Source organism: Bradyrhizobium centrolobii (assembly GCF_001641635.1).
GTDB lineage: Bacteria > Pseudomonadota > Alphaproteobacteria > Rhizobiales > Xanthobacteraceae > Bradyrhizobium > Bradyrhizobium centrolobii.
The window spans coordinates 38,939-54,307 of sequence record NZ_LUUB01000105.1 but is presented as its reverse complement, the minus strand read 5'-3'; the positions used below and the strand labels follow the sequence as shown (position 1 = coordinate 54,307).

Below are 15,369 nucleotides of genomic sequence, written 5' to 3'. Positions count from 1 at the left end.
TGTGCGGACCGGGGACATGGGTAACACCGTTCGGAGACATGGGTAACACATTCATTTTGCATCACCTCGAAGATCGATGGATGCGATTTGATGGGCTCCGAAGTAGACGCCGAACTGACCATCCGTGGCGAGTGGCCTGATGGCCAGAAGCTCGCCCCGGAAGGCCTCCGGAACGCGCCAGCGCTGCTTGCCGAAGCGTAAGTTGGCCTTGAGCTGACTGGCCCTGCGCACGATTGCTCCTTCCTCGTACTCGGGCTCGGGCAGCTTGCTTGGCAATGAACGGGAGCTTGGCCGATACCGGTTCGCCGGGACGTCGTAGTCCAATGATTGGTGGGGCCGCTCGGTATTGTAGACGTGCCGCCAGCGGTCGAATGCCTTCTGCAAGTCGCGCGTGGTTCTGAACGTTGTCATGGACAGGACTTCGGTCTTCAGCGTGCGGTGGAAGCGCTCATTCTTTCCCTTGGTCTGAGGATGATAGGGGCGGGCATAGATGACGTCGACGCCCAGCTTGAGCAGCCAGACACGAAGTTTGGTCCATCGAACTTCGGAGCACGTGCCCCAGGGCACACCGTTATCGACCAGGAACGCATTGGGCAGGCCGTAGCGGCGAAACGTCCGTTCGAGATGCTGCTGGACCGTCTCACTTTGCTCGTTGGTGCAGGCCTGCAGGCACAAGGCATAACGGGAATGGTCGTCAACCATGGTGAGCGGGTGACACATCTGCCGGTCGCCCAGAGGGAAGCGTCCCTTGAAGTCCATCTGCCAGACGTCGTTAGGAGCCGGGTGTTCGAAGCGGATGTATTGCGCCGGCTGTGCAGGCGGCGGGACGCGCTCATGCCGGGCTAGAATCGCGTGGACCGTCGAGGCCGCAGGCACGCTCTTCTGCCGATCCTCCAGGCGACGGCGAATCTTGCGGGCGCCCCATGTCGGATGCGCGTCTCGTACCTCCAAGACGGCCGCTTCGATCGCCTCCGCGCTTCGCGCCGGAGAGACATGCGGCCGCCGCGACTGGTCCTGAGCCCAATCCTTCTCGACGGCCTCTGCCGCGGTCGCCCTAGCCAGCCACTTGTACGCGGTCCTCGGACTGATCCCGAAGCGACGGCACAGCTCCCGCCGGTTCACGTCCGCCTGCCGGAACAATCGAACGAACTCTTTCCTCTGGTCCATGAGTGACACCTCGCGCCACGGCATGTCGGCCCTCCCAAGCCTTCCATGCCGTCGATGTGTTACCCATGTCTCCGAACGGTGTTACCCATGTCCCCGGTCCGCACACTTGACCGGGCGATCCAGTAATCCGAGACGCCGGAGCGCTACGGAGAAGGCGCGGCGTACTGGATACCCCGCTTTCGCGGGGTATGACAGCCGTCGCGGGTCTTACGCCGGCGCGCCCGACTTCACGAGCTTGTAGATCACCGAATCCATCAGCGCCTGGAACGAGGCGTCGATGATGTTCGGAGATACGCCGACGGTGGTCCAGCTGTCGCCATTCTCGTCCTCGCTCTCGATCAGAACGCGCGTGACCGCGCCGGTGCCGCCGTTGAGGATGCGCACTCGGTAGTCGATCAGCTTCAGGCCCTCGATGTATTTCTGGTACTTGCCGAGGTCCTTGCGCAAGGCGACATCGAGCGCGTTGACGGGACCGTTGCCTTCGGCCGCCGAGATCAGGTGCTCGCCGGCGACGTCAACCTTCACGACGGCCAGCGCGACAGTGACGCGCTCGCCAAGCGCGTTGTAGCGCTGCTCGACATTGACGTCGAACTGCTCGACCTCGAAATAGTGCGGCACCTTGCCGAGCGTGCGGCGCGCCAGGAGCTCGAACGAGGCGTTGGCGGACTCGTAGGCATAGCCGGCCGCCTCGCGCTCCTTCAATTCCTCGACCAGCCGAGTCAGCTTCGGATCGCTCTTTTCATATGGGATTCCGGCGCGGTCGAGCTCGGCAATGACGTTGGAACGCCCGGCCTGATCGGACACCAGCACCTTGCGGTGATTGCCAATCGCGTCAGGCGCGACATGCTCGTAGGTCTGCGGATCCTTCAGCACGGCGGAGGCATGGATGCCGGTCTTGGTGACGAAGGCGCTCTCGCCGACATAGGCAGCGTGCCGGTTCGGCACGCGGTTGAGCATGTCGTCGAGCGTGCGCGAGACTTTTACGAGGCTTGCCAGCTTCTCGCCCGTCACGCCGATCTCGAAGGCGTCCGAAAATTCCTTCTTGAGTTTCAGCGTCGGGATCAGCGAGCAGAGATTGGCATTGCCGCAGCGCTCCCCGAGCCCGTTCAGCGTGCCCTGGATCTGCCGCGCGCCGGCACGCACCGCCGCGAGCGAATTCGCAACCGCCTGCTCGGTGTCGTTATGGGCGTGGATGCCGACGTGATCGCCGGGGATGTGCTTGATCACCTCGGTGACGATGGCCTCGACCTCATGCGGCATGGTGCCGCCATTGGTGTCGCACAGCACCACCCAGCGCGCGCCAGACTCATACGCGGCCTTGGCGCAGGCGAGCGCGAAGCTCGCGTCCTCCTTGTAGCCGTCGAAGAAATGCTCGCAGTCGAGCATCACCTCGCGGCCGGCGGCCTTAGCGGCGCTGACGCTGTCGCGGATCGAGGCGAGGTTCTCTTCTTTCGTCGTCTCCAGCGCGACGCGCACCTGATAGGCCGACGACTTTGCCACGAAGCAGATCGCGTCGGCTTTCGCTTCCAGGAGCCCGGCGACGCCGGGATCGTTGGAGACCGAGCGCCCGGCCCGCCGCGTCATGCCGAAGGCGGTGAAGCGCGCATGGGCGAGCTTCGGCTTGGTGCCGAAAAACTCCGTGTCGAGCGGATTGGCGCCGGGATAGCCGCCCTCGACATAGTCGATGCCGAGTTCGTCCAGCATCGTGGCGATGACCTGCTTGTCGGCGAGCGTGAAATCGACGCCATTGGTCTGCGCGCCGTCGCGCAGCGTGGTATCGAACAGATAGAGGCGCTCCTTGCTCATTGCGGTGCTCCGAGCGTCTTCTTCATGGTGGTGTTGGCGAGCCATTCGTCGTTGACGGTGACGCTGTTGCGTTGCTGGGCGGCATAGCCGCGCTTGGCAAAGAAGCCCTGGGCGGTGTCGCTGGCATCGACCGTCAGGCTTTTCGCGCCACGGCCTCCGGCGAGCTTTTCCAGCGCATCGACCAGCATGGTCGCGACGCCCTGCCCGCTGACTGCCGGATGCACGTAGAGCATGCGGATATGATCATTGCCGCGCAGCGAGGCGAAGCCGACGGGCGAGCCGTCCAGCGTGGCGATCAACGTCAGGTCGGAGGCGAGCTGGCGGCCGAACTCCTCGTCCTCCGCTGCCGCCATCCAGGCTTCCTGCTGCGCCTCGTTATAGTCGTCGCCGGTCAACTCCTCGATGCTGGCCGCAAAGATCGCAGCGAGGATCGGCACGTCGGCCGGCAGGAAGGGCCGCAGCGCGGGTTTTGGGAGTGCTTGTGCCATCACGCGAGCTCCCAGGTCGTCATCGGCTTGCCATCGGCATCCTTGCCGTCCTTGAGTACGACGCCCTTGGCGGCGAGCTCGTCACGGATGCGATCGGACTCCTTGAAGTCCTTTCTCGCACGCGCGGCAGCGCGCTCCGCGATCAAGCGGTCGATCTCGCCCGCGTCGACGCCGCTCGCCTGCCGCTTCCGCCCCTCCCACTGCGCGGCGCTCTCGGAGAGGAAGCCGAGCAGGCGCAGCGACGCCGAAAGCCCGCTCGCATCGGACGAATTGCGCAGACCATGCAGCGCCGCAATCGTCTGCGGCGTGTTCAGGTCGTCGAGCAACGGCTCGATCACAGATGCGGCCGGCTTGCCGGGCGTAACGTCAGCCGCAAAGCGATACCAGTCGTCGAGCGTCTTGGCGCTCTCCTCCAGTGACTTCATCGTCCAGTCGATCGGCGAGCGGTAATGCGTCTTCAGCATGTTCAGGCGCAGCACCTCGCCCGGCCAATCCGCGAGCAGGTCGCGGATGGTGACGAAGTTGCCGAGGCTCTTCGACATCTTCTCGCTCTCGACCTGAAGGAATCCGTTGTGCATCCAGTAGTTCGCCATGCGCGACTGGTGGAACGCGCAGCAGCTCTGCGCGACCTCGTTCTCGTGATGCGGAAACACGAGATCGATGCCGCCGCCGTGAATGTCGAAGTGCGTGCCGAGATGCTTCCAGGCCATGGCCGAGCACTCGACGTGCCAGCCCGGACGGCCCTGCACCTCGATGCCCGCCGGCGACGGCCATGACGGCTCGCCCGGCTTGGACGGCTTCCACAGCACGAAGTCGGTGGCGTCGCGCTTGTAGGGCGCGACGTCGACGCGCGCACCGGCGATCATCTCGTCGAGCGAACGCTTCGACAATGCGCCGTAACGCGGCAACTCGGAATTGGCCGCGTTCATCGCCTGCGGCGAGAACAGCACGTGGTCCTCGGCGACATAGGCAAAACCGCCGGCGACGAGCTTTTCGATGATCTCGCGCATCTCGCCGATGTGCTCGGTCGCGCGCGGCTCGACGCTTGGCCTCAGCGCCTGGAGCGCATCGACGTCGGCGTGAAACTGACGGCCCGTCTCTTCGGTGACCTTGCGGATCGCCTCGTTCAGCGGCAGGCCGGGAAAATCCCGCGCGGCGCGGTCGTTGATCTTGTCGTCGACGTCGGTGATGTTGCGGACATATTTGACGTGCGCCTCGCCATAGAGATGGCGGAGCAGCCGAAACAGCACATCGAACACGATCACCGGTCGCGCATTGCCGATATGGGCGAAGTCATAGACCGTCGGTCCGCAGACATACATGCGGACATTTTTGGGATCGAGCGGCACGAACGGCCGCTTCTCCTTCGTCAGCGTATCGTAAAGGCGCAATTCCATATGGACACCCATCGGCTGTTGGCCGGGCGTCCAGTGCTCTCAATGCTTTTGAGAAAAGACGGCTCCAGCCAGCGAATCGCTAGCTCGTAATCTCGCAAATAGCGCAAATGGCGAGGAGACCGTTCATGCGGGAACATATGGGCCACGAAGGGCCCTCGCGTCAAGAGAGCCGCGAAAATGCCGTCTTCTCTCCGCAAAGCGCGCCTGCCCCGCCATTATGCTTCATCATCCTTAACCTTTTGAGTTTATTCGGAAGCTGGCGGTTCCCCAGCCCCCCGGTGCACCATGCGATCCCTGCTCGCGCTCCTCTCCTGTGCCTTCATCGTCGCTGCATCTGCTGCATCCGCCGAGACCCGCGTCTTTATCATCGCCAACCAGGCTGACGGCTACGGCATCGACCAGTGCCTCGCCAAGGGTGAGAAATGCGGCGCGCAGGTCGCGCGCACCTATTGCCAGTCGCGGGATTTCGCCCAGGCATCGGCCTATCGCCGGGTCGATCCCGACGAAATTACCGGCTCGGTCCCCAAATCCGGCGCAAACTGCTCCCATGGCCATTGTGACGAATATGTTGCAATCACCTGCCAGCGCTGAATTCGCTCGGAGCTGGCGCATCTTAGGCCAAATCTGCGCTCCCGAAACGACGTGACGATGCCCCGAGAAGCGGGTAATGGAGGGCGCGCTTCGGCCCCCACCGTCCGTGGGGCCGCGACCTCGCTAGAATGGCGGATATGCCTGAATTTTTGTCCCTGTCTCGCTCTCGCTCCCTCCTTGCAAGTGCCGTGCTTCTGAGCGCGATCGCGCTCGCCACCGACGCATTCGCTCAGGCCGGTCCGCCCGGACCGCCGCCTCCGCCCACGCAGGGCGGGCTCGGGCCGAACCCTATGTGCGCGCGGCTGGAAGGACAGCTCGCCACACTCGACCGCGGTGGAAGCAGCGATCCGGCGCGCGAAGACCAGATCCGCCGCTACCAGGATTCCCAGACCCGCCAGCAGGCCGAGCTCGACCGCGTCACCATGCAGGCCAAGCGCATGGGCTGCGATTCCTCCGGCTTCTTCTCGCTGTTCAACGGCCAGTCGGCGCAATGCGGCCCGGTCAACACCCAGATCCAGCAGATGCGCGCCAATCTGGACCAGATCACCGCCAATCTCGAACGCTTGCGCGGCGGCGGTCCCGGCGGCTTCAGCCCGGAGCGCGACAACCAGCGCCGCTCGGTGCTGCTTGCGCTCGCGCAGAACAATTGCGGCCCGCAATATGCCAACGCCGCGCAATCGCAGGGCGGCAACTTCCTGAGCAATCTGTTCGGCGGCGGCAACAGCGCCAACAATCCGCCCGGCGCGCCGCCGCCGGCTGATCTCGGCCCGCAGTCCGGCACGTATCGTACCGTGTGTGTCCGTACCTGCGACGGCGCCTACTTCCCGATTTCGTTTGCGACGGTGCCGGCGCGCTTCCCCGATGACGAGAAGACCTGCAAGGCGCTGTGTCCGGCGGCGGACGCCTCGCTTTATGCCTACCGCAATCCTGGCGAGGACATGAACTCGGCGGTGTCCGTCAGTGGCCAGCCCTACACGGCGCTGCCGAACGCATTCAAATTCCGCAGCGAGTTCAACCCGTCCTGCTCATGCAAGGCCGCCGGCCAGAGCTGGGCCGACGCGCTGAAATCGGTCGACGACAAGGCCGCCGCGGAGCAGCAGGGTGACATCATCGTCACCGAGGAAAGCGCGAAGAAAATGCAGCAGCGGCAGCTCACCAAGAGCCAGCCCACCAACGGCAAGAAAGGCGCGCCCCCACCGCCCGCCACGGCCAGCGCGCCGGCGGCGGCACCGCCCGCGGACACCGGCGCCACCGCTGCGACCTCCGAGAACAAGCCGATCCGCTCGGTCGGGCCGACCTTCATCGCTCCGAAGCAATAGCTTTACGGCAATCTCAAGCGAAGGCGGCCGCCTGGCGCGGCCGCTTTGCTGTTACTGCTCGCCCTCGCGGCTCCACGGAAAGAGATTGGCCGGAAAGTCCGCAGCATAGCGCTTTCCCTTCGGGGGCGGCGGTGGCTCGTCCGGTGGATTCGGGTTCGGCTCGACCACCCTCCGGTAAAGATGCCAGGTGGCATGGCCGAGCACCGGCAGGACGACAGCGAGACCGACGAAGAGCGGTATCGAGCCGATCACGAGCAGCGCCGCGACGATGAGGCCCCAGGCGGCCATCGCAACCGGATTCGCGGCCACCACTCGGAGTGACGTGCGGATCGCATCGATCGCAGTCGCATGCCGGTCGAGCATCAACGGAAACGACACGACGCTGACACACAGGGCCACAACCGCAAACAGGAAACCGACACCACAGCCGACGATGATGAGCGACCAGCCTTCCGGTGTCGTCAGCACGCGTGTTGCGAAGTCAGGAATGCTTGCAGCCGGCGCGTGACCGAAGATTGTGACGTAGATTGCGTTCGCGACACCGATCCAGGCCCCGAACAGGACGAGCAGGAGCACGCCGAGCTCGAGCATGGCGCCGAACGACGGTGCGCGCAGCACCTTGATCGCGTCCCATGCACCGACCTCCTCGCCGCGCTCACGGCGACGGCTGAGTTCGTAGAGACCGATCGCGGCAAAAGGGCCGATCAAGGCAAACCCCGCGGCCAGCGGAAACAATAGCGGCAGGACCGAATAGCCGAGGACCATCCTGAACAGGACGAGACCGAGAACTGGATAAATCACGCACACGACGATCGCGTGACTCGGCATCGCCTGGAAATCCTCCCAACCCAGGCGCAGCGCGTCGGTCAGGTCGGACAGACTGATCTTGCGGATGGGATAAGAGGCCGCTTCGCCGAATACGTGCCGCCGTATGAGGTCGTGGGAGTACAGAGTGGCCATGAACGCACCCTCCCGTGCTGAAAGCCGCGGTGGCGATACCACGCGCCTTCCAGCCGCGCGTGTCCGCCTCACGAGCGAGGAACGCGATGGGCCGAGTACGGCAACCCAGGTTCAGCGAATCGAGCCTGGCCGGACGGAACCCGTCGCGACCTGCTTCACAAGCTTAGCGCGCACGCGGCACGGCTGTGCTCACGGTTGGGTGAATTGTGCATCCGCCAAGATTTGTGCGTTGCGTCACCCCAGACACAGCCATCTGACAGCGCAACTGACGCTTCGCCGAGTTGCCGGGCGAGAGCGACGCCCTCCCCACGTCAGCACGTCTACATGCGCTATTGACGCCGGGTTCGGCGGGTATCATTTTGAATGCATAGACGCCCCCAGCTCCGATGAGATTGGCGGTCGCGACCTCTCTCTTGATATCGCGACCGGTTGAATGGGCGAGGCAAGAGGCGCGGCGATGGCGTGCATGCCAACGCAGCCATCGCGATAGACGTGAGCTCCGCCCCGGATTCGTATCCGCAGCCTTTGATGGCAAGGATGGATCAGGATGGCTGTCGCACTGATACTGCTTCTGGTCGCGATCGGCTCGGTGCTGTTTCACCTCTACAGCCCGTGGTGGTGGACACCGATCGCCACGAACTGGGCCTATATCGACCACACCATCAACATCACCTTCTGGATCACGGGCTTCGTTTTCGTCGCGGTCATCGCCTTCATGGCCTATTGCGTCTTCCGCTTTCACCACAAGGAGGGAAGACGGGCCGACTACAATCCGGAAAACAAAAGGCTCGAATGGTGGCTGAGCGTCGGGACCGGCGTCGGCGTTGCGGCCATGCTGGCGCCTGGCCTCGTGGTCTGGCATCAGTTCGTGACGGTGCCTGCGGATGCCAGCGAGATCGAGGTCATGGGCCAGCAATGGCAGTGGAGCTTCCGCCTTCCCGGCAAGGATGGGCGGTTGGGCACGTCCGATGTCCGCAACATCGGTTCCGACAATCCGATGGGACTCAATCGCGATGATCCACATGCGCAGGACGACGTCGTGATCGAGAACGGCGACCTGCACCTTCAAGTAGGAAAGCCGGTCAAGATTCTCCTCCGCTCGGTTGATGTCCTGCACGATTTCTACGTGCCCGAATTCCGGGCCAAGATGGACATGGTTCCAGGCGTGGTGACCTATTTCTGGATAAAGCCGATCCGAACCGGAACGTTCGACGTTCTCTGCGCGGAGCTTTGTGGCGCTGCGCACTATCAAATGCGGGCTAAGGTCATCGTCGACGAAGAGGGTGAATATCACGCCTGGTTGGAGCAACAGAAAACGTTTGCAGAATTGTCGCTTGGAAAAGCCGTCGTGAAGGCGACCTACCAATCCGGCGGCAAGACCTACCAATCCGGCGGCAAGTAGCAAGCTGCCGCCGCGAAGATAAAGGCGAACTCGTCGCCCCCGAAGGAAACGACCGAGGAGGTATTTCTATGGTCGATATTCCATATGACAGGATCGCAGACATCCCGCCTGCCGAAGTGCCCGATGTCGAACTCTATCACCCGAGGAGCTGGTGGACACGCTATGTCTTCTCGCAGGACGCCAAGGTGATCGCCGTTCAGTACGCGCTGACAGCCTCGGCCATCGGGCTGGTGGCCCTGGTGCTGTCGTGGCTGATGCGACTGCAACTGGGATTCCCCGGCACCTTCTCTTTCATCGATGCCAACCAGTACCTCCAGTTCATCACCATGCACGGCATGATCATGGTGATCTACCTGCTCACCGCATTGTTCCTGGGCGGCTTCGGCAACTACCTGATCCCGCTGATGGTCGGCGCCCGGGACATGGTCTTCCCCTATGTGAACATGCTGAGCTACTGGGTCTACCTGCTCGCAGTCCTGGTGCTGGCCTCGACATTCTTCGTGCCCGGCGGCCCCACCGGCGCCGGCTGGACGCTGTACCCGCCGCAAGCAATCCTCTCCGGAACGCCCGGACAGGATTGGGGCATCATTCTCATGATGTCGTCCCTGATCCTGTTCATCATCGGCTTCACCATGGGCGGCTTGAACTATGTGGTCACGGTGCTGCAGGCGCGCACCCGCGGCATGACGTTGATGCGTTTGCCCCTGACGGTGTGGGGCATTTTCACCGCCACCGTCATGGCGCTGCTGGCATTCCCCGCACTCTTCGTTGCCTCGGTCATGCTGCTGCTCGATCGTCTCTTGGGAACCAGCTTCTTCATGCCCTCTCTCGTCGAGATGGGCACGCTTTCGAAATATGGTGGGGGCAGCCCGCTGCTCTTCCAGCACCTGTTCTGGTTCTTCGGCCATCCCGAGGTCTACATCGTCGCCCTGCCCGCCTTCGGCATCGTCTCTGATCTGATCAGCACGCATGCGCGCAAGAACATCTTTGGTTACCGCATGATGGTCTGGGCGATCGTGGCCATCGGCGCGCTCAGCTTCATCGTATGGGCGCACCACATGTATGTGAGCGGCATGTTCCCGCAGTTCGGGTACTTCTTCGCCACCACGACGCTGATCATCGCCATCCCCACCGCAATCAAGGTCTACAACTGGGTGCTGACCCTGTGGCGCGGCGACATTCATCTCAGGGTGCCGATGCTGTTCGCCCTCGGCTTCATCATCACCTTCGTGAACGGGGGGCTCACCGGCCTCTTCCTCGGCAACGTCGTCGTGGATGTCCCCCTCTCGGATACCATGTTCGTGGTCGCGCATTTCCACATGGTGATGGGCGTGGCGCCGATCATGGTCGTGCTTGGGGCGATCTATCACTGGTACCCCAAGGTCACGGGGCGGATGCTGAACGATGCACTCGGCAAGTTTCACTTCTGGGTCACCTTCCTCGGCGCCTACCTGATCTTCTTCCCCATGCACTATCTTGGACTGCTCGGGGTTCCGCGCCGCTATTTCGAACTCGGCGATGCCGCGTTCATCCCGCCTTCGGCCCATTCACTGAACGCCTTCATCTCCGTGGTGGCCCTGACCGTCGGCTTCAGCCAAATGGTGTTCCTGTTCAACCTTGCCTGGAGCCTGTTCAAAGGTGAGGCCTCAGGCGGCAATCCGTGGCGGGCGACGACGCTGGAGTGGCAGACGCCGGAGACGCCCCCCGGGCACGGCAACTGGGGCAAGGAGCTCCCGGTCGTCTACCGCTGGGCCTATGACTACAGCGTACCCGGCGCCGAGCAGGACTTCATTCCGCAAAACCAGCCACCGGCCGCGACACGGGTCGTTCAGGGAGCTGCTTCGTGAGCGCCATCATCCTGTTCCTGGCTGTGATCGCGATCATCGCCGGATGGTGGCTGTCGCAGCAGCGCCTGACGGCCAAGCCCTGGCTGGAGGAAGGTCCGGTCGGCGACTTCCCCGGCAGCGACGCCATGACCTGGCCGGCAGCGAAGATCGGACTTGGCGTGTTTCTCGCCGTCGCGAGCTGTTTGTTCGTCCTCTTCATCAGCGCCTACTCGATGCGCATGAACGTGGTGGACTGGCGCGCACTACCCGTGCCTCGGCTCTTGTGGCTCAACACGGGCGTCCTGGTCCTGAGCAGCGTCGCGCTGCAATGGTCATACGTGGCCGCGCGCCGAGACGATGCTGAAGGCGTCATGATCGGCCTGCTCGCCGGCGGAGCATCTGCCGTGATCTTCCTCGCCGGGCAGCTCCTGGCCTGGCAGCAGCTCAACGCGGCCGGATATTTCGTGGCGTCCAATCCGGCCAATTCCTTCTTCTACCTATTGACCGCGGTGCACGGGCTGCATCTGACGGGCGGCCTGGTGGCGCTGGGCAGAACCTCGGCCAAGGTGTGGCGCAGCTCCAAGATCGCCGACGTGCGCTTGAGCGTGGAATTATGCGCCATCTACTGGCACTTCCTGCTGTTGGTCTGGCTTGTCCTGCTCGGGCTTCTCACGGGCTGGACCGACGATTTCGTCAACATCTGTCGCCAATTGCTGAGCTAGGGAGGCGAGACCAGATGGCTGAGACTGCACTGACACATACAGCAGAAGCTCCTGAACGGCTTCCAGGTTGGCGCGGCATCGCTGCGGACTGGGCTTCGGATCAGCGCGCGTTCAAGAATGTGTCCTGGGGCAAGGCCATGATGTGGATCTTCCTCCTCAGCGACACCTTCATCTTCAGTTGCTTCCTGCTCTCCTACATGACGGCGCGCATGTCGACGACCGTGCCGTGGCCCAACCCCAGCGAAGTCTTCGCCCTCAACTTCGCCGGCAAGCACATTCCGCTCATCCTGATCGCCATCATGACCTTCATCCTGATCAGCAGCAGCGGGACGATGGCGATGGCCGTCAATTTCGGCTACCGCCGCGATCGCGTCAGGACCGCAGCCCTGATGCTGGTGACAGCGGCCTTCGGCGCAACCTTCGTCGGCATGCAGGCTTTCGAGTGGACCAAGCTGATCAGGGAGGGCGTCCGGCCCTGGGGCAACCCGTGGGGCGCGGAGCAATTTGGCTCAAGCTTCTTCATGATCACCGGCTTCCACGGCACCCACGTGACGATCGGCGTGATCTTCCTGATCGCCATTGCGCGGAAGGTCTTGCGCGGAGACTTCGACGTCGGGAGGCGAGGCTTCTTCACGAGCCGCAAGGGATATTACGAGATCGTCGAGATCATGGGCCTGTACTGGCACTTCGTCGATCTCGTGTGGGTATTCATCTTTGCCTTGTTCTATCTTTGGTGAGGTCGGCGCATGACAAACACGGCGGTACACATGGAAGGACAGCTCCACGCTCCTGCGCATGGCACAGTCGCAACAGCAGCCGTGCACGCCAAGGGTCAACAGCACCCGATCAAGCTCTACCTCGTGGTCTGGGGCTGGTTGTTTGTCCTCAGCACGTGCTCCTACCTCGTCGACTACTTTGGCCTGCATGGCTATCTCAGGTGGTCGCTGATCCTGCTGTTCATGGTGTTGAAGGCCGGCCTGATCGTCGCCGTCTTCATGCACATGGCCTGGGAGCGGCTGGCCCTGGCCTATGCCATCCTGGCGCCGCCGATCGCGGTGTTGGTTTTTGTGGCGATCATGGTGCTCGAATCCGAATACACGCACTTGCTTCGGGTGCTGTTCTTCGCAAGCCCGTCGTAGCAGTACACGAGTTCGCTCCTTACTCCACAGTCATGCCCCGCGAAGGCGGGGCATCCAGTACTTCGTGGCGCCAGTTGGTTTCCACAACGTCCGCCGCGGAGTACTGGATCATCCGCCTTCGCGGATGATGACAGATAGACGTGTGGCGAGACCGCCCGTCTCTCTGCGGTGCTACCCCTCGAACGCGTCGATCGACGCCTGGCTGCCGCGCGAGATCAGCGCCTCGTCGGGCGCCGGCAGCGGTTCGCCGCCATCGCGGAAGCGGTTGGTGATGGGATAGCGGCGGTCGCGACCGAAATTCTTGCGCGTCACCTTCACGCCGGGCGCGGCCTGGCGGCGCTTGTATTCGGCGACGTTGAGGAGATGGTCGATGCGCACGACCGTTTCAAGGTCAAAGCCGGCGGCGATGATCTGGTCGAGCGGCTCCTCGCGTTCGACCAGACGCTCCAGGATGGCGTCGAGCACGTCATAGGGCGGCAGCGAATCCTGGTCCGTCTGGTTCTCCCGCAGCTCCGCCGTCGGCGGGCGCGCGATGATGTCAGGCGGGATCACCTCGCCCGACGGGCCGAGCGCGCCGTCCGGCTTCCAGGTGTTGCGCAACGCCGCCAGACGAAACACCTGTGTCTTGTAGATGTCCTTGATCGGATTGAAGCCGCCGTTCATGTCGCCATAGAGCGTGGCGTAGCCGACCGACATTTCCGACTTGTTGCCGGTGGTCACCACCATCAGCCCGGTCTTGTTCGAGATCGCCATCAGCAGCGTGCCGCGGGTGCGAGCCTGCAGATTTTCCTCGGTGATATCAGTCGGCAGATTCTTGAAGATATCGGAGAGGATGGTCTCAAAGCCGTTCACCGCCTCCGCGATCGGCAGGACCTCGTAGCGGATCCCGAGGTGGCCCGCGAGCTCGCCGGCATCGGCGATCGAGCTTGGCGCGGTGAAGCGATAAGGCAGCATCACGCCGTGCACCTGATCCGCGCCGAGCGCGTCGACCGCGATCGCCGCGCAGAGGGCGGAATCGATGCCGCCGGAAATGCCGAGCAGTACGCCCGGAAAGCCGTTCTTGGCGACATAGTCGCGCAAGCCGAGCACGCAGGCAGCGTAGTCCGCCTCGTCACCCTCGGGCAGCTCGGCGACCGGCCCCGTACAGCGCCAATCGTCGCCATTCTTGCCAAAGCGCAGCGTGGTGATGCTCTCGGCGAACGCCGGCAGCTGCGCTGCGAGCGAAAGATCGCCGTTGAGCGCGAAGGAGGCGCCGTCGAACACCAGTTCGTCCTGGCCGCAGACCTGGTTCAGGTAGACCAGCGGCAGGCCGCTCTCGGTGATACGCGCCACCGCCACAGACAGGCGCACGTCGCCCTTGTCGCGGGCATAAGGCGAGCCGTTCGGCACAAGGATGATCTCCGCGCCGGTCTCGGCCAGCGTCTCGACGACGTTCTCGTAGTCCTCCGACTCTTCCAGCCAGATATCCTCGCAGATCGGCACGCCGATCCGCACGCCGCGCACGGTCACGGGGCCGGCGGCGGGTCCGCGCGCAAACAGCCGCTTCTCGTCGAACACGCCATAATTCGGCAGGTTGCATTTGAAGCGCAGCGCGGCGATGCACCCGCCATCGAGCAGCGCGCAGGCATTGTACAGCCTGTCATCCTCGACCCAGGGCGTGCCGACCAGCATCGCCGGACCGCCATCGGCGGTCTCTCGGGCAAGGCTTTCGATCGCCGCGCGACAGGCGGCCTGGAAGGCAGGCTTCTGCACCAGGTCTTCCGGCGGATAGCCGGCAATGAACAATTCCGGAAACAGCACGAGGTCGGCGCCGTCGGCCGCAGCCTGGGCCCGCGCAGCGCGCACCTTCGCGGCATTGCCGTCAATGTCGCCCACCGTCGGATTGAGCTGGGCGAGCGTGACCGCGAATTCGTTGAGACGTTCGGTCATCGATCGCTCGCATTCACCTCTCCCGAAGGGAGAGGCATAGGCCCCCTTCGGGGGCCGTTCTCGAGAACGCCGAGGCGCAGCCTCGGCTGTGTTGCATCGAAGATGCAATCCGGGTGAGGGGTTCCAGTCTCTCGTGGGACCCGAGCCCCCTCACCCGATTTGCGCTCGACGATGCTGCGCATCGCGAGACGCAAATCGACCTCTCCCCGTTGGGGAGAGGTGAAGGAGTCTCGGACACCCATGCTCAATGGACATTCTCCGCGAGCTAGACGAACCCCAATCGCTCGACGATGGCAAAAATCCAGAACGCGCCGGCCATCAGCAGCGCCACGCCGACGGCCGCCGAACCCATATCCTTGACCCGTCCGATCTGCTTGTCGTGATCCATGGTCAGGCGATCCGCGAGCTTCTCGATCGCGGTGTTGAGCAGTTCGACCACCAGCACGAACGCGACGGCGCAGACCAGCTCGACCGCCCGCATCGCGGTCGCCCCGATGAACCAGGCAAGCGGCAGCGACACAAGGAGCGCAAAAATCTCCTCGCGGACGGCCTGCTCCGAGCGGAACGCGAAGGCCAGACCGTTACGGGAATTGATCGTGGCCTTCCAGAGCCGCAGCAAGGTG

General features: G+C 63.5%; 14 protein-coding genes. 7 read left to right on the top strand and 7 right to left on the bottom strand.

Annotation, left to right across the window (positions count from 1 at the left end):
- Positions 1 to 51: 51 nt before the first annotated feature.
- The 4 genes from AYJ54_RS38005 to cysS form a co-directional block, all read right to left on the bottom strand.
- Positions 52 to 1,191 carry an IS481 family transposase gene (locus AYJ54_RS38005; RefSeq protein WP_063696331.1) on the bottom strand — a complete coding sequence of 380 codons (1,140 nt, stop codon included), beginning with the start codon at positions 1,189 to 1,191 and terminating at the stop codon, positions 52 to 54.
- Positions 1,192 to 1,374: 183 nt separating this feature from the next.
- On the bottom strand, positions 1,375 to 2,973 hold the full coding sequence (cimA, locus tag AYJ54_RS38000) for a citramalate synthase (RefSeq protein ID WP_063707388.1): 1,599 nt from the start codon (positions 2,971 to 2,973) through the stop codon (positions 1,375 to 1,377).
- On the bottom strand, positions 2,970 to 3,461 hold the full coding sequence (locus tag AYJ54_RS37995; protein WP_063707386.1) for a GNAT family N-acetyltransferase: 492 nt from the start codon (positions 3,459 to 3,461) through the stop codon (positions 2,970 to 2,972). The genes cimA and AYJ54_RS37995 overlap by 4 nt, the downstream gene beginning before the upstream one ends.
- On the bottom strand, positions 3,461 to 4,858 hold the full coding sequence (gene cysS / locus AYJ54_RS37990; RefSeq protein ID WP_063707404.1) for a cysteine--tRNA ligase: 1,398 nt from the start codon (positions 4,856 to 4,858) through the stop codon (positions 3,461 to 3,463). Before cysS ends, AYJ54_RS37995 begins: the two co-directional genes overlap by 1 nt.
- A gap of 285 nt (positions 4,859 to 5,143) precedes the next feature.
- On the opposite strand from cysS, the gene AYJ54_RS37985 reads away from it, so the two are divergent.
- Positions 5,144 to 5,449, top strand: a complete 306-nt coding sequence (locus AYJ54_RS37985; RefSeq protein ID WP_063707384.1) for a hypothetical protein — start codon at positions 5,144 to 5,146, stop codon at positions 5,447 to 5,449.
- A 128-nt stretch (positions 5,450 to 5,577) separates the two neighbouring features.
- Positions 5,578 to 6,768 (top strand): DUF2865 domain-containing protein, encoded by a 1,191-nt coding sequence (locus AYJ54_RS37980; RefSeq protein ID WP_063707383.1) that lies wholly within the window; start codon positions 5,578 to 5,580, stop codon positions 6,766 to 6,768.
- 51 nt (positions 6,769 to 6,819) lie between these two features.
- On the opposite strand, the gene AYJ54_RS37975 is transcribed toward AYJ54_RS37980, so the two are convergent.
- A complete protein-coding gene (locus AYJ54_RS37975; RefSeq protein WP_063707381.1) occupies positions 6,820 to 7,728 on the bottom strand; it encodes a DUF2189 domain-containing protein in 909 nt (302 codons plus the stop codon).
- Between the two features lie 547 nt (positions 7,729 to 8,275).
- Between AYJ54_RS37975 and AYJ54_RS37970 the strand changes: the two genes are divergently transcribed.
- The 5 genes from AYJ54_RS37970 to AYJ54_RS37950 all read left to right on the top strand — a co-directional run bounded on the left by AYJ54_RS37970 (position 8,276) and on the right by AYJ54_RS37950 (position 12,817).
- Positions 8,276 to 9,130, top strand: a complete 855-nt coding sequence (locus tag AYJ54_RS37970; RefSeq protein WP_063707379.1) for a cytochrome c oxidase subunit II — start codon at positions 8,276 to 8,278, stop codon at positions 9,128 to 9,130.
- A gap of 68 nt (positions 9,131 to 9,198) precedes the next feature.
- Positions 9,199 to 10,977: a cbb3-type cytochrome c oxidase subunit I gene (locus AYJ54_RS37965; protein ID WP_063707377.1), complete on the top strand. Its 1,779-nt coding sequence runs from the start codon at positions 9,199 to 9,201 to the stop codon at positions 10,975 to 10,977.
- Positions 10,974 to 11,678, top strand: coding sequence for a cytochrome c oxidase subunit 3 (locus AYJ54_RS37960; protein ID WP_063707376.1), 705 nt, complete (start codon positions 10,974 to 10,976; stop codon positions 11,676 to 11,678). The genes AYJ54_RS37965 and AYJ54_RS37960 overlap by 4 nt, the downstream gene beginning before the upstream one ends.
- Before the next feature lie 14 nt (positions 11,679 to 11,692).
- Positions 11,693 to 12,415, top strand: coding sequence for a heme-copper oxidase subunit III family protein (locus AYJ54_RS37955; protein ID WP_063707374.1), 723 nt, complete (start codon positions 11,693 to 11,695; stop codon positions 12,413 to 12,415).
- 9 nt (positions 12,416 to 12,424) lie between these two features.
- Positions 12,425 to 12,817 carry a cytochrome C oxidase subunit IV family protein gene (locus AYJ54_RS37950; protein ID WP_063707372.1) on the top strand — a complete coding sequence of 131 codons (393 nt, stop codon included), beginning with the start codon at positions 12,425 to 12,427 and terminating at the stop codon, positions 12,815 to 12,817.
- Positions 12,818 to 12,988: 171 nt separating this feature from the next.
- Here AYJ54_RS37950 and AYJ54_RS37945 read toward each other — a convergent pair whose 3' ends face one another.
- Together AYJ54_RS37945 and AYJ54_RS37940 are read right to left on the bottom strand one after the other, a co-directional pair.
- The gene (locus AYJ54_RS37945; RefSeq protein ID WP_063707370.1) at positions 12,989 to 14,746 is read right to left on the bottom strand and encodes an NAD+ synthase; all 1,758 of its coding nucleotides are present in this window, start codon (positions 14,744 to 14,746) and stop codon (positions 12,989 to 12,991) included.
- A gap of 265 nt (positions 14,747 to 15,011) precedes the next feature.
- Entirely contained in the window at positions 15,012 to 15,365 is a 354-nt protein-coding gene (locus tag AYJ54_RS37940; protein WP_063707368.1) for a diacylglycerol kinase, read from the bottom strand.
- Positions 15,366 to 15,369 lie beyond the last annotated feature (4 nt).